At 73.3% G+C, this 20,069-nt stretch carries 17 protein-coding genes and 1 tRNA gene; 5 read left to right on the top strand and 13 right to left on the bottom strand.

The genetic code is table 11. The features are described from left to right. Nucleotides 1-39 precede the first annotated feature (39 nt). Nucleotides 40-2,607, bottom strand: a complete 2,568-nt coding sequence (locus ABZ449_RS05690; protein WP_360340682.1) for an ATP-dependent Clp protease ATP-binding subunit — start codon at nt 2,605-2,607, stop codon at nt 40-42. A gap of 227 nt (nt 2,608-2,834) precedes the next feature. After that, nucleotides 2,835-3,539 carry a VIT family protein gene (locus ABZ449_RS05685; protein WP_360340679.1) on the bottom strand — a complete coding sequence of 235 codons (705 nt, stop codon included), beginning with the start codon at nt 3,537-3,539 and terminating at the stop codon, nt 2,835-2,837. Between the two features lie 16 nt (nt 3,540-3,555). Here ABZ449_RS05685 and ABZ449_RS05680 point away from each other — a divergent pair, with 16 nt between their 5' ends. Then, nucleotides 3,556-3,729 carry a hypothetical protein gene (locus tag ABZ449_RS05680; RefSeq protein WP_360340676.1) on the top strand — a complete coding sequence of 58 codons (174 nt, stop codon included), beginning with the start codon at nt 3,556-3,558 and terminating at the stop codon, nt 3,727-3,729. On the opposite strand, the gene ABZ449_RS05675 is transcribed toward ABZ449_RS05680, so the two are convergent. Both ABZ449_RS05675 and ABZ449_RS05670 read right to left on the bottom strand, forming a co-directional pair. After that, the gene (locus tag ABZ449_RS05675) at nt 3,726-4,346 is read right to left on the bottom strand and encodes an HAD-IA family hydrolase (protein WP_360340673.1); all 621 of its coding nucleotides are present in this window, start codon (nt 4,344-4,346) and stop codon (nt 3,726-3,728) included. The two genes, ABZ449_RS05680 and ABZ449_RS05675, sit on opposite strands and share 4 nt — an antisense overlap. A 206-nt stretch (nt 4,347-4,552) precedes the next feature. Then, a tRNA-Val gene (locus ABZ449_RS05670) sits at nt 4,553-4,624 on the bottom strand. Between the two features lie 300 nt (nt 4,625-4,924). On the opposite strand from ABZ449_RS05670, the gene ABZ449_RS05665 reads away from it, so the two are divergent. Together ABZ449_RS05665 and ABZ449_RS05660 are read left to right on the top strand one after the other, a co-directional pair. After that, nucleotides 4,925-6,229: a hypothetical protein gene (locus ABZ449_RS05665; protein ID WP_360340796.1), complete on the top strand. Its 1,305-nt coding sequence runs from the start codon at nt 4,925-4,927 to the stop codon at nt 6,227-6,229. A gap of 175 nt (nt 6,230-6,404) precedes the next feature. After that, nucleotides 6,405-6,623, top strand: a complete 219-nt coding sequence (locus ABZ449_RS05660) for a zinc ribbon domain-containing protein (RefSeq protein ID WP_360340670.1) — start codon at nt 6,405-6,407, stop codon at nt 6,621-6,623. 36 nt (nt 6,624-6,659) lie between these two features. Here the strand turns inward: ABZ449_RS05660 and ABZ449_RS05655 are convergent, their stop codons facing one another. From ABZ449_RS05655 to ABZ449_RS05645, 3 genes are all read right to left on the bottom strand, one after another. Then, on the bottom strand, nt 6,660-7,493 hold the full coding sequence (locus ABZ449_RS05655; RefSeq protein WP_360340667.1) for an HAD family hydrolase: 834 nt from the start codon (nt 7,491-7,493) through the stop codon (nt 6,660-6,662). Then, nucleotides 7,493-10,087, bottom strand: coding sequence for a phosphoribosyltransferase (locus ABZ449_RS05650; RefSeq protein WP_360340664.1), 2,595 nt, complete (start codon nt 10,085-10,087; stop codon nt 7,493-7,495). Before ABZ449_RS05650 ends, ABZ449_RS05655 begins: the two co-directional genes overlap by 1 nt. A 236-nt stretch (nt 10,088-10,323) precedes the next feature. Then, the gene (locus ABZ449_RS05645) at nt 10,324-11,532 is read right to left on the bottom strand and encodes an HpcH/HpaI aldolase/citrate lyase family protein (RefSeq protein WP_360340661.1); all 1,209 of its coding nucleotides are present in this window, start codon (nt 11,530-11,532) and stop codon (nt 10,324-10,326) included. Nucleotides 11,533-11,891: 359 nt separating this feature from the next. Between ABZ449_RS05645 and ABZ449_RS05640 the strand changes: the two genes are divergently transcribed. Then, the gene (locus tag ABZ449_RS05640) at nt 11,892-13,100 is read left to right on the top strand and encodes a TerD family protein (protein ID WP_360340658.1); all 1,209 of its coding nucleotides are present in this window, start codon (nt 11,892-11,894) and stop codon (nt 13,098-13,100) included. A 209-nt stretch (nt 13,101-13,309) separates the two neighbouring features. Here the strand turns inward: ABZ449_RS05640 and ABZ449_RS05635 are convergent, their stop codons facing one another. After that, on the bottom strand, nt 13,310-14,050 hold the full coding sequence (locus tag ABZ449_RS05635) for a Tellurium resistance (RefSeq protein WP_360340655.1): 741 nt from the start codon (nt 14,048-14,050) through the stop codon (nt 13,310-13,312). A gap of 340 nt (nt 14,051-14,390) precedes the next feature. Here ABZ449_RS05635 and ABZ449_RS05630 point away from each other — a divergent pair, with 340 nt between their 5' ends. After that, nucleotides 14,391-15,557, top strand: a complete 1,167-nt coding sequence (locus ABZ449_RS05630) for a DUF2637 domain-containing protein (RefSeq protein WP_360340652.1) — start codon at nt 14,391-14,393, stop codon at nt 15,555-15,557. A gap of 94 nt (nt 15,558-15,651) precedes the next feature. Here ABZ449_RS05630 and ABZ449_RS05625 read toward each other — a convergent pair whose 3' ends face one another. The 5 genes from ABZ449_RS05625 to ABZ449_RS05605 all read right to left on the bottom strand — a co-directional run bounded on the left by ABZ449_RS05625 (nt 15,652) and on the right by ABZ449_RS05605 (nt 19,791). Further along, nucleotides 15,652-16,746, bottom strand: coding sequence for a DUF475 domain-containing protein (locus ABZ449_RS05625; RefSeq protein WP_360340649.1), 1,095 nt, complete (start codon nt 16,744-16,746; stop codon nt 15,652-15,654). 148 nt (nt 16,747-16,894) lie between these two features. Beyond that, nucleotides 16,895-17,473, bottom strand: a complete 579-nt coding sequence (locus tag ABZ449_RS05620; RefSeq protein WP_360340646.1) for a TerD family protein — start codon at nt 17,471-17,473, stop codon at nt 16,895-16,897. Between the two features lie 251 nt (nt 17,474-17,724). Next, nucleotides 17,725-18,300 (bottom strand): TerD family protein, encoded by a 576-nt coding sequence (locus ABZ449_RS05615; protein WP_360340643.1) that lies wholly within the window; start codon nt 18,298-18,300, stop codon nt 17,725-17,727. 230 nt (nt 18,301-18,530) lie between these two features. After that, nucleotides 18,531-18,989, bottom strand: coding sequence for a peroxiredoxin (locus ABZ449_RS05610; RefSeq protein WP_360340640.1), 459 nt, complete (start codon nt 18,987-18,989; stop codon nt 18,531-18,533). A 364-nt stretch (nt 18,990-19,353) separates the two neighbouring features. Next, a complete protein-coding gene (locus ABZ449_RS05605; RefSeq protein WP_360340637.1) occupies nt 19,354-19,791 on the bottom strand; it encodes a DUF3052 domain-containing protein in 438 nt (145 codons plus the stop codon). Nucleotides 19,792-20,069 lie beyond the last annotated feature (278 nt).

Below are 20,069 nucleotides of genomic sequence, written 5' to 3'. Positions count from 1 at the left end.
ACCCGAGCCCGGCCCCGGATACGCCGACCCCGGTCGCCGTCAGCCCTCCCCAGCAGCCGCCTCGGCCCTGGCCTTCGCCTCCGCCCCCTCGAAGGTCGCCGACGCCGCCGGCCGCGCCAGCGTGACCACCAGCTCCCCGTCGCTCACGTCCGCGATCAGCGTGTCCCCCTCCCGCACCGAGCCGTCCAGCAGCAGGTTGGAGATCCGGTTGTCCAGCTCCGACTGGATCGTCCGGCGCAGCGGCCGGGCCCCGAACTCCGGCTGGTAGCCCCGGTTGACCAGGTACTCCTTGCCCGCCTCGGTGACGTCCAGCTCGACGTCCTGGGCCCGCAGCCGGCGACGGCTGCGCTCCAGCAGCAGGTCCACCACCGAGAGCAGGTCCTTCCGGGTGAGCGCGTGGAAGACGATCACCTCGTCGATCCGGTTGAGGAACTCCGGCCGGAACTGCTGCCGCAGGTCGCGCATCAGGTCGTCGCGCAGTGCTGCGTCAGGAGCTCCGCTCCGGGCGTCCACGTCCCCCACGCGGTCCAGGATCCGCTGGGAGCCGATGTTGCTGGTCATGATCACCACGGTGTTGCGGAAGTCGACCGTACGCCCCTGGGAGTCGGTCAGCCGCCCGTCGTCCAACACCTGGAGCAGCAGGTTGAAGACGTCCGGGTGCGCCTTCTCCACCTCGTCGAAGAGCAGCACGCTGTACGGCTTGCGGCGCACCGCCTCGGTCAGCTGTCCGGCCTCCTCGTAACCGACGTACCCGGGCGGGGAGCCGACCAGCCGGGAGACGGTGTGCTTCTCCTGGAACTCGCTCATGTCGAAGCGGATCATCCGGTCCGGGTCCCCGAACAGCAGCGCCGCCAGCGCCTTCGCCAGCTCGGTCTTGCCGACGCCGGTCGGCCCGAGGAACAGGAAGGAGCCGGTCGGGCGGTCCGGGTCGCCCATCCCGGCCCGGCCCCGGCGCACCGCCTGGGCGACGGCGGTGACCGCCTCCTCCTGGCCGATCACCTTCTCGTGCAGGTGCTCCTCCAGCTTGAGCAGCCGTTCCTTCTCGGTCGCGGTCAGCTCCGCGACCGGGATGCCGGTCCGGGAGGAGAGCACCTGCGCGATGTCGTCGGCCGTCACGTCGACGACCTCCTCGCGGGACTCGGCGATCGCCGCCAGCTCGTCCTCGGTCTGCCGCAGCTCGGTCTTGAGGTTGGCCGCCCGGACGAACTCCTCGTCCGCGACGGCCTCGTCCAACTCCCTCTTCAGCTTGGTGATCCGGTCCTGCACCCCGGTCGCCTCGGTGGACCCGCTCAGGCTGCGCAGCCTGACCCGGGCGCCGGCCTGGTCCAGCAGGTCGATCGCCTTGTCGGGCAGGAAGCGGTCGCTGACGTACCGGTCGGAGAGCGTCGCCGCCGCGTCCAGCGCCTCGTCGGTGAAGCGCACCTGGTGGTGCGCCTCGTACGCGTCGCGCAGCCCCGCCAGGATCTCGATCGTCTCGTCGACGCTCGGCTCGGGCACCAGCACCGGCTGGAAGCGGCGCTCCAGCGCGGCGTCCTTCTCCACGTGCTTGCGGTACTCGTCCAGCGTGGTCGCGCCGACCACGCTCAACTCGCCGCGCGCGAGCGCCGGTTTGAGGATGTTGCCGGCGTCCATCGAGCCCTCGCCGCCGCCCGCGCCGACCACGGTGTGCAGCTCGTCCAGGAAGAGGATCACGCTCTTCTCGGCCGCGGTGACCTCGTCGATCACGTTCTTCAGCCGCTCCTCGAACTCCCCCCGGTACTTGGAACCGGCCACCAGCGCGGTCAGGTCGAGGGTGACCACCCGCTTCTCGCCGAGGCTCCGCGGCACGTCCCCGGAGACGATCCGCTGGGCCAGCCCCTCGACGATCGCGGTCTTGCCGACGCCCGGCTCACCGATCAGCACCGGGTTGTTCTTGGTCCGCCGGGAGAGGATCTCGACGGTCTGCTCGATCTCCTCGGCCCGCCCCACCACCGGGTCCAACCGGCCGGAGCGGGCCTCCTCGGTGAGGTCGCGCCCGTACTCGTCCAGCGTCGGCGTCTCGCTCGGGTGGGCGCCCGTACTGCTGCGCTCGCCGCCGGTTCCGCGCCCCTCCAGCACCGACTTCAGCGCCCCCTGCGAGGGCGCCGCGTTGCGCAGCGCCACGCCGGCGCCCGAGCGCTCCTGGTCGAGCAGCGCGCCGAGGATGTGCTCCGGGCCGATGTACGAGGCGCCCACCGCCTGCGATCGGGCGTGCGCCGCGAGCAGCGCGCGCTTGGCCGAGGGGGTGAGCGCCGGCCGGCCGTCCACGGCATCGGGTTCGCCCGTGGGCAGGGCCTGCTCCAGGTCCCCGGAGAGCCGGTCCGGGTCGATCCCCGCGCGTTCCAGCATCCGGCGCGAGGGCTCCACCCGGGTGGCCGCCCAGGCCAGGTGCGCGGTGTCGAGGTCGCTGGAGCCGTCCTCGGACGCCCGCTGCGCGGCCAGCGCGAGCAGCTCCTGCGAGGACTCGCTGAGCAACCGCCCGATCGGCACGCGCTGCACGGCGGGCGGGGAGGCCATCGGGCTCATCCCGAAGAACCGGCTGAGCAGGTCGGAGAACGGGTCGCTCGATCCGAACGGGGGCATGGTCACGGCGTTTCACCTCTCCCAAGCGGTTTGCAGTCACACAAACACAGGCCGCAGCACCTCGCCTGTCGAGTCGGTCGGGGCCGTCACACGGCGTGCCGGGGCCTCGCCACCGACCGGTCGTACGGCGGGGCAGCTGCAGACCGGCTGCAGTTCGGCTGCGGGTCAGCAGCAGTCCGGCGGCGGGTCGTACGACCGGTGGTGAAGCCGGCCGTACGACCTGAAGTGCACGTTCACCCGGTGATCTGCTCCAGCAGCACACCACCGCTGTACGTCACCGCCATCGCCAGCAGCCCGCCCACGACGTTGCGCATGACCGCCCGGCCCGCTCCGGCCCCACCCAGCCGGGCGCTCGTCCAGCCCGACAGCGTCAGCGCGGCCACCACCGCCACCACCGTCGCCGGCAGCCGCCACGACTCCGGCGGCAGCAGCACCGCCAGCAACGGCACCAGCGCGCCCAGCGTGAACGCCGCCGCGCTCGCCAGCGCCGCCTCCCAGGGATTGGTCAACACGTCCGGGTCGATGCCGAGTTCGGTCTGCGCGTGGGCGGCCAGCGCGTCCCGCTCGGTCAGCGCCGTCGCCACCTCCCGGGCCAGGTCGTCCTCCAGCCCGCTGCCCCGGTAGTAGTCGGTCAGCTCGTCCAGCTCCCCCTCCGGGTCCTCCGCGAGCTCCCGCCGCTCCTGCGCCAACGCGGCCCGCTCGGTGTCCCGTTGGGTGCTGACCGAGACGTACTCGCCGGCCGCCATCGACATCGCCCCGGCCAGCAGCCCGGCCACCCCGGCCGCGAGCAGCGCCGTCCGGGAGCCTGCCGCACCCGCCACACCCGTCACGATCCCGGCCGTCGACACCACGCCGTCATTTGCGCCCAGCACGGCCGCGCGCAGCCAGTTCAGGCGCGAGGACAGCTCCGCCCGCGACTCCCCGACCTGCTCAGCCATCCGCCCACCACTCTCAGTGGTCCGCCCGGTCCCCCCGATCCTCGCCCGCCGCCCCAGCCCCCGCCACCCGCGACCGCACGTCCGCCAGCAGCCTGTCGAGCAGGCCCGCCAGGGCCTCGCGCTCCGCCGGCGCCGCCACATCACCGGCCAGACCCTCCACCTCAACGGCGGCGCCCACACCACCCGCTAGAGCCGGGGCAGCACCGGCGCCAGCGCCCGCCGCAGGTCCTCCGGCCCCCGGTAACGCACCCCGGCCATTCCCAACGCCACCGCCGCGTCCACGTTCTCCTGCCGGTCATCCACGAACAGGCACCGCGCCGGCTCCACCCCGGCCCGCTCGGCGGCGATCTCGTAGATCCGCCGGTCCGGCTTGGCGCTGCCCACCCGGGAGCTGTTCACCACGTCGTCCGCCAGGTCCGTCAGTCCCAGCAGCGCCAGGTCCTCGTCCAGCCACACCGTCGCGTTGGTCACCAACACCACGCGGCAGTGCTCCCGCACCTGCCGCAACAGGCCCACCACCACCTCGTCCGCCCGGAACGGCGAGTCCGCGAACGCCTCCGCCAGCTCGCGCGCCCGCGCCCACGGAACCCGCCCGGCCAGCCCCCGCGCGATCGAGTCCACCCACTCCGCCTTCCCGATCCGCCCGAGCAACAACGGCAGATCGTTCTCCGGCGCGAACCCGACCGCCGCCGTGCTCCCCTCCCCCAGCCCCGCCGCCCGCTCCAACGCCGCCACCCGGCCCCCGTCGAAGAACCGGATCACCCCGTCCACATCACACAACACCGCACCGAACGCCCCGGTCACCATCCCCCCTCCCTACCACCCGGGCCACCGCCCCCGACAGCCCGACTGCCGCCGAGGAGGGAGAGTGCGGCCCTCGACCACATGATCATTTGGGAGATTTTCAGGAGACGGAACCCCTCGACACCCGGCCTCATGACGACCGGAACCCCACAGAACGACCGAGGGCCGGCCCAGGAGGTGTGCACCTCCCGGACCGGCCCTCAAGGCGGTGGGCGCGGACGGTTTCGAACCGCCGACATCTGCTTTGTAAGAGCAGCGCTCTACCACTGAGCTACGCGCCCCCTGTCGTGGCCCGGCGGGCGCACGACGAGAGCCTAGGGTACCTGGTCCTGGGGGGTGGTGTGGGCCAGATGCCAGGGGAGGGGGCGCGGGCGGGACGGCAGGCCGACGCCGCGCCCGGGCGGGCCGTGGGGTGGGTGGGCCGTGGGGTGGGTGGGGTGGGAGGGGGTGCCGGATGGGTGGGGGGATCGGGGAGAATGGGGGCCGGATCAGCGGGTCGGAGCAGGGAGCGCGCAGTGACGGTGGCCGGCGGGAGCGGGCGGGGGCGGCGTCGGGCGGGGGGTGCGCTGGCCGACGCTTTGGTGTTGCCGGTGGTGCTGGCGGGTGCGCTGGGGGCGGTCGGGCTGGCCTCCGCCGGGAGCAGCGGCTGGTGGGGCCGACGCGGCGGCGGTGAGGGCGGACGGGCGCAGGCCCGGGAGGCCCGGGCGGCGGCCCAGGAGGCGTTCTACGAGTTGGAGGAGACCCAGCGCGAGGTGCAGCTCGCGGTGGAGACGGTCCGCGCGGCCGAGGAGGGCCAGACGGCGCAGCGCGCGCTGGCCGACCTGGCGGCGATCTCCGGCCGGGTCGACCAGGTCACCGTGAACTACCTCGCCGCGCTCGACGCCCACAACCTGGACCTCGAGACCCTGGACGCGGGCACGGCCGCGCAGGCCAAGCGCCAGCTGGAGGACGTGAAGGGCCAGCTGGGCTCGGCCCGGGCGGAGCTGAACGACTTCCTGCGCCGCCTGCAGCCGACCGTCCACCACGCCGAGCAGCAGCTGATGCGGGTCACCCCGGCGGTCGAGCAGGCCAAGCGCGCGCTGCTCGCGGCCACCACCGCGCTGGACGAGGCGCGTGGGGCCGGCCTGCGGGCGGACGACCTGGCGGCCCGGCTGGCCGAACTGGCACCCGAGCTCGGCCGGCTGAACGAGGGCCCGGCCCGGCACGGGGTCGCGGACACCCTGCGGCGCGCGGACGACGTGAAGCACCGCGCCGAGGCGATCGCCGCCGACGCCGGGCAGCTGCCGGAGCGGGCGCGGGAGCTCGACCGGCGGGTGGCGAGCCTGCGGACCCGCATCCAGGCGCTGGAGACCAAGGCCGCGACGGTCGAGCCCGCTCTGAGCGAGCTGCGCCGCCGGTTCAGCACCGCCTGCTGGCAGGACCTCCAGCGGGTCCCGGACCAGGTCGCGGAGACCGGGCGCGCCGCCGAACGCAAGCTCGCCGAGGCCGCCCGTGCCCGGGACGAGCAGCGCTGGGCGGACGCCACCGCCGCGATCGGGACGGTCCGCGCGCTGCTGGAGACCGCCGACGGCTCGGTGTCCGCGGTGAACGACAGGCTGCGGCAGCTGAACGAGGTGCAGCACGACCCGAACAGGGAGATCGAGCGCGCCCGCTTCGCGATCCGGGACGCGCAGCGGCTGGCGATGGCCGGGCGCAGCGCGCCGGACCCGCGGCACGCCGCCCCGCTGGACGAGGCGGTGGCCCGGCTGGACCGCGCGGTGGCCACGCTGGAGGCGGCCGGCCGGCACCCCGACTACTGGCACTTCCTGACCGAGCTCGCGGGCGTGCGGGACACGGCGGCGCGGGTGATCGAGCTGATCAGGGGGGACCTCGGCGGTCACCGGTGAGGCCGGAAGGCCGGAAGGCCGGAAGGCCGGAAGGCCGGAAGGCCGGAAGGCCGGAAGGCCGGAAGGCCGGAAGGCCGGAAGGCCGGTTAGCGTCATCAGCCCCAGCAACACCGGGAGCGCTCGGTAACGCCGGAACCGGCACCCGGCGGCCGCCCCCGCTGGGTACCCTGCCGGTATGCCACGCTACGACTTCCGCTGCCGCTCCTGCGGCGCCACCTTCGAGCTTCGCCGCCCGATGGCCCAGGCCAACGACCCCGCCGTCTGCCCGCAGGGCCACGACGACACCGTGAAGCTGCTGTCCACCGTCGCCGTCACCGGCGGCGCGGCCGCCGCCCAGCAGGCCCCCGCCGCCGGGGGCGGGGGCGGTTGCTGCGGCGGTGGTTGCTGCGGCTGACCGGCGGTTGCCGCGGCTGACCGGGGCCCGCTCCGGTCAGACCCCGACCGGCAGGGCCGACGCCCCCGCGAGGAACCGCCGGACGATCTCCTCCCCCGCCGTCACCCCCGTCTCCGTCAGGGCGGTGACGGCGGGGGCCGTCCAGCCGCTGTCCGCGAGTTCGCCGTGTCCCGGGCGCCAGCCCGCGTCCGCCGCGAGCAGCAGGTCCGCGTCGAGCAGCGAGTCCCCGGCCGCGAGTACCGTGTCGGCTCCGGTGCGCCGGACGACCTCGGCCAGCGCGGCGCTCTTGGTGAGCGGCGCGGGCACGGCGTAGACCTTGCGCCCCTGCAGGGAGACCGACCAGCCGCGCTCGGCGCACCAGCCGGTCAGCTCCTCGATCCAGCCCTGCGGCAGCGCGGTGCGCTCGACCACCAGGTAGGCGAACAGCCCGTCGGCGACCTGCCGCTTGTGTGTCCACTCCGGGTCGGCGCACAGGGCGAGCCGCCGGGTCACCTCCTCCAGCGGGGCGGAGCCGGCCGCTATCCGCGCGGTGATCTCAGCCCGCCAGTCGCCGTCCGGCACGCCGTCCACCAGCAGCTGCCCGCCGTTGGCGCAGATCGCGTACGCGGGGACCCAGTCCGGCATCGGGCCGGGCAGGTTGACCCGCCCGTACTGCTCCGGCGTCCGGGTGGTGGCCGGGACGAAGCAGACCTCCCGCGCGAGTTCGGCGAGCAGCCCGGCGGCCCGCTCGGTCATGTAGGACAGCGGCCGCCCCTGGTACACCTCGACGCAGAGCAGCCGCGGCGCGAGCCGGTCGGGCTCGGCCAGGGCCATCGCCCGTTCGGAGTAGATCAGCGTGCGGTCGAGGTCGCTGGCCACCAGAACACCCATCAGGAATCCCTCCCCGTAGTCACAGTCACGACGCGCCCGTCCGTCACGGCACCCACGTCGGTCACGGCATCCACGTCGGTCACGGCACCGATGTCCGTGACGGCGCGTCCGTCGCCCCCGGTCGCCCCTCGGCTGTAGCGGGGGTGGATCAGGCCGACGCAGGTGTACGGCAGGCCGTCCACCTCCTCGACCTCGACCCCGCGCTGGGCGGCGAGCAGCCGGACGTGGTCGAGGTCGGCCCCGGCGCCGCGCCGGGCGAGGATCCGCCAGGGGACGCGCCGCAGCAGCACCCGGGTCGTCTCGCCGACGCCCGGCTTGACCAGGTTGACGTTGTCGATGCCGTACTCGGCGCTGATCCGCTCGACCGCCGCCCAGCCGGCCCAGTCGGGCGTGCGCCGCGGGTCGTCGGCGAGCCGGTCGGCGCCCTCGACCGCCGCGGCGCGGACCTCGCCGAAGCGGGCGGCCACCGCGTCCAGGAAGGCCGCCGAGACGTCGCTCCCGGCCAGTTCGGCGTAGTGCTTGGCGCCGTGGAAGTCGTCCGGCCCGATCAGCCCGGCGCGCAGCACGGTGCGCGAAACCAGCCCGGAGACCGTGGAGTTGAGGCAGGCGGACGGGATCAGGAAGTCGTCCCGGGTGCCGTACGTCCGCACGCAGCGGCCCGGGTCGGCCAGCACCGCGAGGTCCGGGTCGAAGTCGGTGCCGGCCAGTGCGCCGGCCAGTTCACGGGTGATCGCACCCTTGCCGGTCCAGCCGTCCACGAACACCACGTCCTGCGCGCGGTGGTGGGCCGCCAGGTACCGCAGCGCGACCGGGTCGATGCCGCGGCCGCGCACGATCGAGACCGCGTAGTGCGGGACGGACAGGCCGTGGGCGAAGGCCAGCCAGCGGCGGATCAGGATGCCGACGGGCGTGCCGGCGCGGGCCAGCGAGGCGAGCACCAGGCCGGGGCCGCGCTCGCGCAGCAGCGTCTCGGCGACGGTGCCGACCGCGAGCGCGATCCGGCCGGCGGAGCCGCGCAGGGCCTGCTGGAACAGCTCCTGGTACTCGGGGCTGGGCTGATACTCGACCGGCAGCGACTCGGCGTAGTGCGCGCCGCCGTTCTGGACGGCCTCCTCGCGCTCCTCGGTGGGGGCTTCGAGCGCGACCCCGGAGAGGTCCTTGAGCAGCCAGGCCACCTCCTCGGCCGGGTACGAGGAGAACGCCGGCCCGTACAACGGAGCGGGCAGCGCGGCGGGCACCGGGACCGGCACCGGGACCGGCACCGCGGCGGACGCGGACGACAGCGGGGGCACCGGCGACGAGGCAGCCCCGGGCACCGGCCGGTGCGAGGGCAGCACCGCGAGCACCACCCGGTCGGTCACCCCCCGCAGCTGCCCGAGCAGCGCCCGCTCGCCCTCGTGCAGCGCCGGGGTGTCGGCCACGTCGTCGACCACCAGCACCACCGAGTCGAAGCGCCGCGCCGGATCGCTGCCGGGGGCGACGTTGTACGCGTAGCGCTCGGGCGAGCCGCCGTCCTGCGGGTCGTCGTGGGCCGGGAAGGCGAGCCGGGTGCGGATGGCGTAGCCCGGGTCGTCCACCGCCAGGACGGGCGAGCGGGTGGTGGTGGAGAACCGGACGCGGTCGCCGCCGAGCCGCTCGGTGAGTGCGTCGGCGAGGCGCAGCGGCACGTACATCAGCTCCTCGAAGCCGAGCACCAGCACCCGCCGCGCCCCTTCGGGCAGGGCCTCGGCCAGCTGTCCGGCCAGTCGGGGCAGCGCGGCGTCCAGCCGGGCACGGTCGCGGGCGGTGAAGCCGTGCCGGCCGCCGTCCGGGAGCCCGGCGGGCCAGTCCAGCTCGACCCGGGCCAGCGGCGCGGCGGGGGCCGCCGGCGGCGCTTCCCCCGGCGCCGCCTCGGCGATCAGTCGCCCGGCCCGCGCCACCACGTCCTCGGGCAGCTCGACGGCCCCGCTCGCGGTGGCCACCAGGTCCAGCCGGACGCCGAGTTCGGCGGCGGCCTCGTCGAGCCGGCGCCGGTCGACGGCGGAACGCAGGTCCACCAGGGCGACCACCACGTAGTGGCTGCGCGGGTGGCGGGCGTGCAGGTCGCGGATGGTGTTGAGGACCGTCCGGCCGGTGGAGAACTCGTCGTCCACCAGCACCAGCGGCCCGTCCCCGGCGAGGAGTGCGGGGTCGGCCGGGAGCAGCAGGTGCGAGGTGGCGTGCGAGTGCTCCTCCTCGAAGCCGCCGACGGGGGCCAGGCCGGGCACCGGTCGGCGGGTGGAATGCAGGTAGGGGGCGTCCAGGCCGTCGGCGACGCTGTGGCCGAGGCCGGTGGCCGTCTCCGCGTAACCGAGCACGACGGCACGCGCGGTGGCCTCGGCGCCGAGCAGTTCACGGACCCGGCGGCCGAGTTCGAGCCCGGTGCCGTGGACCACCGAGGGCCGCTGCGGCACGTGCTTGCCGAGCACGTTGGAGACCAGCAGGTGGGCGCGCTTGGGGTTCCCCGCGCGCAGCGCCAGGCCGACGAGTTCGGGGAGGCGGTCGGAGCCGGTCAGTGCGATCCCGGCACGGTCGGCGACCCAACGGCCGGTCCACGTCTGCGGTGTTGCTGTCACTGCTGGTCCTGCCTTCGATGGTGCGTTGGTGCGTTCATGCGTTGGTGCGTTGGTGCGTTCATGCGTTGGTGCGCTGGTGCGTTGGCGCGCTGGTGCATTGCCGCTTCGCGCGCAAGGCACATGGGCGCCTCGGTACGTCGGCGCCTCCGCGCCCCGGTCGTGTCCGCGCTCACGGCTCCGTCATACCCGCGCCTGGAGAACCGGAGGGAACGGCTCGGGCTCGGCCACGGAAACAGTCAGCCGCACAGGCAGGCCGACAGCAGTTCCGCGAAGCTCACGTCCTCCCGGGCCACTCCGAACACCTCCGCCCGCAGCAGCACCCGCTCCGCCCAGGCCCGGTGCGGCCGGGCCTCGTTCATCTTGTTGGTGTACGCCGAGCGCAGTACCCCGCCGCCTTCCTGCTCCTGCCGGAGGATGTCGCGGGCGTCGCAGTACTCCTCGTGCGTGACCACGGAGAGGGCGTGCACGGCCGGCACATGACTGGGGTGGATACAGGTCTTGCCGAGCAGGCCGTTGGCCCGGTCGAGCTCGACCTCCCTGATCAGCCCGTCCAGGTCGTGTTCGATGATCCGCCGGCGGACCTCCTCCCCGGAGGCGGTCAGCGCCCCGGCCGCGGCGGAGAGGGACGCCCCGGCGAACGGGGTCCGGCGCAGCTGCGGCTTGAACATCCGCTCCTGCACCGGGAAGTACTCCCAGACCGGCCCGGTGACGGTGTACCCGGTGCCGTCCGCCCGGCCGAGCACGTTGACCACGTCCCCGATCACCGCCGCGACCAGCGCCACGTCGTACGCGGTGAGGTCGGGCGAGCGCCGCAGGCCGTACGCGGAGCAGAGGTCGGTGACGCCGAGCCGGACGGCGAGTACCCGCTCGCGGTGGCCGGCGAGCAGTTCGGCGAGGCCGAAGAGCTGGTCCCGCCTGGTCTCCAGGTGGGCGAGCTCGGGCGACTCCAGGACGGGCATGGCGAACAGCCGCCGCCCGGTCGCGGCCTCGGCGGCGGCCAGCGCGGCCAGGTACTCCCCGCCGTTCGCGGGGGTGAACTTCGGCAGCACGAAACCGCTGAGCAGTTCGACGGCCGGTCCGAGCCGCTCGGCCAGGTCGAGGATCTGGGCGGCGGCACGGACCCTGATGAAGAGCAGGGGATGGGGCTGTGCACAGGAGGTGAAATCCTTGACCAGGTCATTCAACTGTTCGACCAGGTTCCGCTCGCCCTCGTCCACCTCATGGTCGGCGATCGCGTCCTCCAGGCAGAGCACCATCGACACCACGCCCCGACCAGCGAGTTTGCGGATGTCGGCGGCCAGGGCGGGCCTGGTGGCCGGGCTGTAGAGGGTGCCGCCGAGGGCGGTGGCGAGCACCGTCGGCTCGCTGTCCGCGCTGAACGGGCGCGGCTGTTCCAGGAAGAGCCGGCGGCGTACGTCCTCGGCGAGGTGGCCGAAATGGCGCAAGGTGCTCTCCTCCAGGAAGTGGACGGGCCTGCGGCCCGTTGCCGACGACACCCTGGTCAACCGGCGGACCGGGCGCCATGGTTCCCGGGCACGCCTCCGCCGGGCGCCCCTCCACCGAAAATCCCCGGGGACCTTTCGACCGCCCATCGTACGGACGGGATCCGGCCGGTCCCGGTTCCCCGGCACTGAACTCCCGGAACATCCCGGTCCACTTGGACGATCACGGGCGTGGCGCCGGCGAACCCCGGAAACGACGGCGGCAAACCTCGGAAAGCGCAAGTCTTGGCAAAGTCCGAACCGGCACGGACCGGTCCGGTCACGTTGTCCGAAGGGGTGGCGAACAGGCAGGATGGTCGGCTATGACGCACGTGATGGCCAAGGGCGCCAACATCGCACTGCCGGCGGCGGCGGTCCGCGCCGTGCTGCGCTGGAGCGCCACGCCCGGTGCGCCGGACGTGGACGCGTCCGCGCTGCTGCTCGGCGCCTCCGGCAAGGTCCGCTCGGACGCCGACTTCGTCTTCTACAACCAGCCCCGTCACCCCTCCGGCCTGGTCCGCCACCTGCCCAAGCAGCAGACCTCCGGCGGCGCCGAGATCATCGACACGGTCGAGGTCGAGCTGGGCAAGCTGCCCGCCGAGGTGGACCGCGTGGTGCTGGCCGGCTCCTCCGAGGGCGGCCCGTTCCGCGCGGTGCCGGGGCTGCGCCTGCTGCTCTTCGACGCCACCGCCGGCGACGGCGCGCCCGCACTCGCCGAGTTCGCGATCGACGACGCCGAGAACGTCACCGCGCTGGTCGCGGGCGAGCTGTACCGTCGGTCCGGGGGCTGGAAGTTCCGGGCGATCGGCCAGGGCTACACCTCCGGGCTGATCGGCCTCGCCACCGACTTCGGCATCATGGTGGACGACGCGGCGGAGGCCGACCCGGTGCCGGCCCAGGCGCCCGCGTCCACCGCCACCCCGTCCGGCGCGCCCGACCCGCGCGGCGCCGCGATGCCGGACCCGCGCTCGACCGCTCCCGAGCCGGACACCTTCACCCTGGCCCCGGCCGTCCCGCAGTCGCCGCCGGCCCAGCCCGCCCAGCGGCCCACCCAGGGCCCGGCCCAGCCGCCGGCCGCCGGCCCGGCCACCGCACCGGCCCCGGCCACCACCGCCGCAGCGGGCGCCGCGAGCCCCTCGCCCGCACCGGTGACCCCGCCGCCGCCCACCGCCCCTCCGACCATGCCCCCGCCGCCCACCGCGCCCCCCGCCCACCAGCCCGGTACCGGCTACGGCTACCCCCAGCAGCCCGGCACGGGGTACGGCTACCCCCAGCAGCAGCCCACGGCCGGCTTCGGCCGGCAGGGCTACCAGCAGCAGCCGGGCGGCTACGGCTACCCCCAGCCGAACCAGCCCGTCCCGCCGCAGCAGCAGCGCCCCGCCGGCTACGGCTACCCGCAGCCCGGCACGGGCCAGCAGCCGCCCGTCCCGCCGCAGCCGCCGACGGCCCAGCCCCCGACGGCCCAGCCCCCGGCGCCTACCGGCGAGGAGTTCGCACTGCCCCCGCAGGGCCCGCAGTTCCAGCCCCGCTGACGCCCCCGGCGGGACCGGGGCCGTCCGAGGCCCTCGGTCCCGCCGGAACCGAACCCGGCCCGGCCCGCCGCGAGGTGCGGTACGTCAACGGCCCAGCCCACCCCCGGGCCGCCAACGGACCGCCGCGGAACCGCCAACGGCCCACCCCCGGGCCGCCAACGGACCGCCGCCGGGCCGCCGTGGAACCGCCAAGGACCCGCGGCCCGCCGTCAGTCGCTCTTGTACCCGCGCTGCCACTGCAGCCCGAAGCCGTACAGCCGGTCGATGTCCGCCTGGAACCCGTTGACGTACCGCACCTCGCGGCGCACCGTCAGCTGGTTGTCCCCCGCGTTCTCGATCAGCACCACCGCGCAGGAGCGCGCCGCCCGGGCCCGCTCCTCCAGCTTGATCTCGATCCGCGGCCCGGTCTGCGGCACGATCGTGAGCACCGCGTTCGCCTGTTCGAAGGCCGGCGTGCCGTCGTAGATGTAGACGAAGATCAGCAGCCGCTTGAACTTGTCCTTCTTCTCCAGGTTGACGTACATCGTCTCGCCGGACGGCGCCCCGTACTGGTCGTCGCCGCTGAGCTTGATGTACGGCACGTTCTGGAGGTCGCCGAAGAGCCCGCCGAGCGGCTGCACCACGCCGGTGCTCCCGTCGGAGAGCTCGTACATGCAGGCGAGGTCGAGGTCGACGTTGGTCGGCTCGGTGCCCTGCGGCGAGTCCGGGTCCTGCGGCCGCAGGATCCGCGGGCTGAGGAACCGCCTGACGGACTCCCGGGCGCTCGGCCGGGGGGCGCCTCCGGCGCCCATCGTCCAGTGCAGGTTGACGTAGAGGTAGCCGGTGGTGGCGGCCGACCCGGTGATCGCGTGCTGCGGGGCCGACTTGGTGAGTATGACCTTGTGCTGACCGCCGGGGTTGTCGAAGGTGTAGCTCTTGTCCCCGCGCAGGTACTCCCAGATCGAGACCATCCCGTCCTCTCCCCCTGCTCCCGCCAGGCGCTCTGACGGTCCGCCGACCAATGATCGGGCATCGGCCCGGCCGTCGGATACCCCGTCCGCCCCCTCCCCTACCCAACCGGGCCCGATCGGCGGGTCGATTGGCCGGAGGAAGCCGCCCTCCCGTAACATGCCGCCCCTTCGGACGCGATATCGTCTAGCCGCACAGGTGTCCCGTCCGCCCCTGCGCGGGTGCGGCGGGCATGCCGTGCGGCGACGAACGAACCGTCAGGCAGTGCCCGCACGGCGGGTCCTGACCGCCTGTGTCGCGCTGTGATCCTGTCCCCTGCGGAAACCCGAGGCCCGACCCGCAATGAACCTGACCTCCATACAGCTGGTCTGGACCGTCGTCGGCGGCGCAGCCCTGCTGTTCGTCGCCGTCCTGATGGCGACACTGCGATTCAAGAGCTCGAAGAAGGACGAGTCCGGCGACTCCTGGGAGCGCAGCGAGGAGCGCCGTCGGCGCAAGGAGATGATCTACGGCATCTCCTCGTACACGCTGCTGTTCTGCTGTGCCGGTGTCGCGGCCGCCCTCTCCTTCCACGGCCTGGTCGGCTTCGGCAAGGAGAACCTGGGCCTGTCCGGCGGCTGGGAGTACCTCGTCCCGTTCGGGCTGGACGGCGCCGCGATGTTCTGCTCGGTGCTCGCCGTCCGCGAGGCCAGCCACGGTGACGCGGCGCTCGGCTCGCGCCTGCTGGTCTGGGTGTTCGCGATCGCCTCGGCCTGGTTCAACTGGGTGCACGCCCCGCGCGGCGTGTCCCACGACGGTGCCCCGCAGTTCTTCTCCGGCATGTCGATCTCGGCGGCGATCCTCTTCGACCGGGCGCTGAAGCAGACCCGCAAGGCCGCGCTGCGCGAGCAGGGCCTGGTGCCGCGCCCGCTGCCGCAGATCCGCATCGTCCGCTGGCTGCGCGCCCCGCGCGAGACCTACGCGGCCTGGTCGCTGATGCTGCTGGAGAACGTCCGCAGCCTGGACGAGGCGGTCGAGGAGGTGCGCGAGGAACGCCAGGCGAAGCTGGACGCCAAGGCCCGCGCCCGTACGGCCGACCGTCGCGAGCGGGCCGAGCTGAAGGCCATCTCCCGCCAGGGCGGCATGCTCGCCCGGACCCGCGGCGGCCGCCAGGTTCCCGCCCTCACGGCTGCCGGAGACGGCCCGAGCGCTACGGAGCCTGCCCTAGCCGCGGGACCCGACGCCTCCACCTCGACCTCGCGCCCGTCCGCCGACTCGCTCGAGCCGGCCGCCCTGGACGCCGGCCACCGCCCCCGCGCCGCCGTCGGCTCCTCGTACACGTCCTCCACCTACTCGTCCTCGTCCTACTCGTCGTCCTCGTCCTACTCGTCGTCCTCCTCCGCCTCCGGCACCGGGTCGTCCCGCAGCGGCTCGAGCATCGACCTGACGGCCGACGACGACACGCTGTCGATGCCGAAGCTGGACTCGCTGGAGCGCAAGCTGCGCGCGATCGAGCAGCAGCTCGGCTGACCCCGGCGCCCCTCGGGTACCCACCAGGGACCACGTGGAACGGCCGCCCCCGGGATTTCCCGGAGGCGGCCGTTTCGCTTGCCCTGCGGCAGGACTACTTGCCGGTGCCGACCAGCTCCGGCTCCTCGTCCGCGCCCTCGCGCCGGTTGCGCAGGATCGACGAGCCGAGCGCCAGCCCGATGAAGGCGACGCCGATCAGGCCGGTGACGATCTCCGGGATGTGGTACTTGATCCCGACCATCAGGATCACCGCCAGGGCGCCGATCGCGTAGTGCGCGCCGTGCTCCAGGTAGACGTAGTCGTCCAGGGTGCCCTTGCGGACCAGGAAGACGGTCAGCGAGCGGATGTACATCGCGCCGATGCCGAGGCCCAGGGTGATCTGGAAGATGTCGCTGGAGATGGCGAACGCGCCGACCACGCCGTCGAAGGAGAACGAGGCGTCCAGGACCTCCAGGTAGAGGAAGAGGAAGAACGCGGCCTTGCCGCCGACCTGGACGATCGACTTGCCGGCCTTCTCCGCCGCTTCCTCGCGCTCCTCCTCGGCCTCCAGCCCCGACTCGAAGATCGAGGAGAGGCCGTTGACGGCGAGGTAGGTGACCAGGCCGAGGACACCGGCGAGCAGAACGGTTTCCGCGTGCTCCCCGGCGAAGAAGTTGGAGGCGAGCAGCAGGGCGACCAGGGCGACGACGGTGGAGAAGGCCTCCAGCTTGCCGACCTTCTCCAGCGGGCGCTCGATCCAGGCCAGCCAGTTGTAGTCCTTCTCCTCGAAGATGAAGTCGAGGAAGATCATCAGCAGGAAGACGCCGCCGAAGGCCGCGATGGCCGGGTTGGCCGCCTCCAGGTACTGGCCGTAGGTGAGGCCCTCGTAGGTCTTGTCGGAGTGCAGCGCGAGGTCGATGACCGTCGCGGGGCTGAGCTTCGCGGTCAGGCCGACGACCAGCAGCGGGAAGACCAGGCGCATGCCGAAGACCGCGATGAGGACACCGACGGTCAGGAAGATCTTCTGCCAGTACGGGTTCATCCGCTTCAACACCGTGGCGTTGACCACCGCGTTGTCGAACGACAGGGAGATCTCCAGGATGGAGAGGATCAGCACGATGCCGAAGCCTTGGGCTCCCCAGAGCAGTCCGGCCGCGACCAGGCCGATGGCGGTGATCGCGAACGACCAGCCGAATGTGCGGAGGAACACGGGAGTTGGTTACCTTTCGGGTTCTGGCCGTGCCGGGGGCGACCTCGTCCCCGAGACGTCCTGACCGGGCCTCGGCCCGGTCAGGTCACCCCCGCACTGCCCTCTGTTCTCATGATCGGGTCGGGTGCGACAAGTCCGATTTCCGCCCTTACTGTACGTTCACGCCGAAGTCGAGCGCGATGCCACGCAGGCCGGAGGCGTACCCCTGGCCCACTGCGCGGAACTTCCACTCGCCCGCGTAGCGGTACAGCTCACCGAAGATCATCGCAGTCTCGCTGGACGCGTCCTCGGACAGGTCGTAGCGGGCGATCTCCTGGCCGTCGACCGAGTTGACGACCCGGATGTAGGCGTTGCGGACCTGACCGAAGTTCTGGAGCCGCGCCTCGGCCTCGTAGATCGAGACCGCGAAGATCACCTTGTCGGCCTGCGCCGGGACGAGGTCCAGGTTGACCAGGACCACCTCGTCGTCACCCGAGTCGTCGCCGCCGGTGAGGTTGTCGCCCTGGTGCTCCACGGAGCCCTCGGGGCTCTTGAGGCTGTTGTAGAAGACGAAGTACTCGTCACCGAGCACCCGGCCGCCACCGCAGATCAGGGCGCTCGCGTCGAGGTCGAACGGGGCGCCCGTGGTCGAACGGGCGGACCAGCCGAGGCCGATCTGGACCTGCGTCAGGTTCGGCGCGGCCTTGGTGAGCGAGACGTTGCCACCCTTGGCGAGCGTGACCACCATGACGTTCTTCCTCCCTTGCTTCTCCCGGGGCGCCATCCAGGTGTAATCCCCCGCGGCCCCGGCCGACCGGTTCCGGTCGGCTGAACTTCCTGAACTCACATCCTCGCAGCGCGGGAAACCGCCGCGGCACCGGGTCGCCGCGGCCGGGGCGGCACCGGGGGGACGCAACCGGGGCGGCCCCGGACCACGGAGGTCCGGGGCCGCCCCGGGAGAACGGCGCGCAGCCCGCGCCGCAGGGCGCCGCGGGCGGATCAGACGTTGACGCCGAAGTCCTGCGCGATGCCCCGCAGGCCGGAGGCGTAGCCCTGGCCGATGGCGCGGAACTTCCACTCCGCGCCGTTGCGGTACAGCTCGCCGAAGACCATCGCGGTCTCGGTGGAGGCGTCCTCGGAGAGGTCGTAGCGGGCCAGCTCCGTGTTGTCGGCCTGGTTCACCACGCGGATGAACGCGTTGCGGACCTGGCCGAAGTTCTGGCCGCGGGTCTCGGCGTCGTAGATCGACACCGGGAAGACGATCTTCTCGACGTCCGCCGGCACGCCGACCAGGTTGACCTTGATCGCCTCGTCGTCGCCCTCGCCCTCACCGGTCAGGTTGTCGCCGGTGTGCTCGACCGAGCCGTCCGGGCTCTTCAGGTTGTTGAAGAACACGAAGTTGCCGTCCGAGGTGACCTTCCCCTGGGCATTGCACAGCAGGGCGCTGGCGTCCAGGTCGAAGTCCGCACCGGTGGTGGTCCGGACGTCCCAGCCCAGGCCGACGAGCACGGCGGTGAGGCCCGGTGCCTGCTTGGTGAGCGAGACGTTGCCGCCCTTGCTGAGGCTGACTCCCACTAGTCCTCCAAGAATCGGGAGGCACGTCCGTGGTGCCCCCGGTGGTGCGGTCCGGGGCGGCGGGAGGCCCATCGGCTCCCGCGTCCCACCCCGCCAACGGCCCGAGCGTAGTACGGGGTTCCCGTCCGCACCCCTGATCAGGCCGGACACGGCGTCCCGGCACCCGGCCGGAGGGTGCCGGGAGGCCGCCCCCGGCGCCCGCGGGGCGGCCAGGGGGCCAGGGCGGGGCCTCAGAGGGCCGCGAGGACCTTCAGGTACTCCTGCTCGTCCCGGGCGTCCGGGAGGCCGTTGACGACGCTCCAGCGCACCGTGCCCGCGGTGTCGATCACGAAGGTGCCACGCAGCGGGCAGCCGCGCTCGGAGTCGAGGACGCCGTACGCCCGGGCGACCTCGCCGTGCGGCCAGAAGTCGGCCAGCAGCGGGAACTCCAGGCCCTCCCGGTCGGCGAAGACCCGCTGGGAGAACTGCGAGTCGCAGGAGAGGCCGAGCACCTGCACGGTGTCGTTCTGCAGGCCCGCCAGCTCCCGCTGGATCGCGCCCAGCTCGCCGGTGCACACGCCGGTGAAGGCGAACGGGTAGAAGACCAGGACGACGTTCTTCCGGCCCCGGTAGTCGGAGAGCCGGACGGCCTCGCCGTGCTGGTTGTTGAGCTCGAAGTCCGGAGCCGGGGTGCCGACCTCGATGGCCATGGGCGGGACCTTTCTGACGCGACCGCGCCGCGCGGCGGGCGCGGCAGGCCACATCCTCGCACTCGCTTACGGCCGTTCGGCCGAACGGATGAGGAGGGTGGTCGCGGCCCCGCCGCGTTCGCCGTCCGCGAACGCCCCGGCGGACCGTCCGGGGTGCCGTCCGGATTGCCGACCGGCGCGCGGCCGGCCCCGCCGCGACGGCGGACGGGCGGCGGACACCCGGCGACGGACACCCGGCGGCGGGCACGCGGCGGCGGGCACGCGGCGGCGGGCACGCGGCGGCGGACATGCTGCGGCGGACATGCGCCGGGCCCCGCCGGAGGGATTCCTCCGACGGGGCCCGGTACGGGGCTTCAGCGCCCGCTCAGCGCTTGGCGCCCTTCGCCGTGGACTTGGTCGCGAGCCTGGTGGCCGCCCAGTCCTTGACGATGTTGATCGAGCTGGTCTGGGAGAGGCCCGCGGTCTTGGCCGCGTCGTTGATGTCGGACGCCTCGATGTGGCCGTCCCGCCCGGTCTTGGGCGTCATCAGCCAGATCAGGCCGCCCTCCGCGAGGTACTCCAGCGCGTCGACGAGGGCGTCGGTGAGGTCCCCGTCGTCGTCGCGGTGCCACAGCAGGACGGCGTCGGCGACGTCGTCGTAGTCCTCGTCGACGAGATCCGTCCCGGTGACCTCCTCGATGCCCTCGCGGAGGTCCTGGTCAGTGTCGTCGTCGTACCCCAGCTCCTGGACGATCTGGCCCTCTTCGAAGCCGAGACGGGTCGCCGGGTTGGACTTGTCCGCGGGGTCCGCGGTCGCGCTCACGGGAATAACCTCCAGTATTCGGCTCGGCATCCATGCCGAGGCTGTGGCCGTAGTCCACACGGGCGCGGCGGTTCGCGCAAGTACCCGACCCCCGATCCCCTCCAAAGGTTGACGTGTCGCACCGGGACACGCCGCGCGAGGTGTCGGGAATCACACCGATTTGCCCTTCTCTGCGTGGGACAAGGATGCTTCGGGTGGTCCCGGCCCACAGGCCGTACGCATGCCCGAGATGCGAACGGCATTCGGGTCCGCGCATGCGCGGGCGTAGAGTCTCCTGT

The organism is Kitasatospora sp. NPDC005856 (genome assembly GCF_040629945.1).
Lineage (GTDB): Bacteria > Actinomycetota > Actinomycetes > Streptomycetales > Streptomycetaceae > Kitasatospora.
The sequence above is the reverse complement of the archived record's forward strand: the minus strand, read 5'-3'. Positions and strand labels throughout refer to the sequence as shown.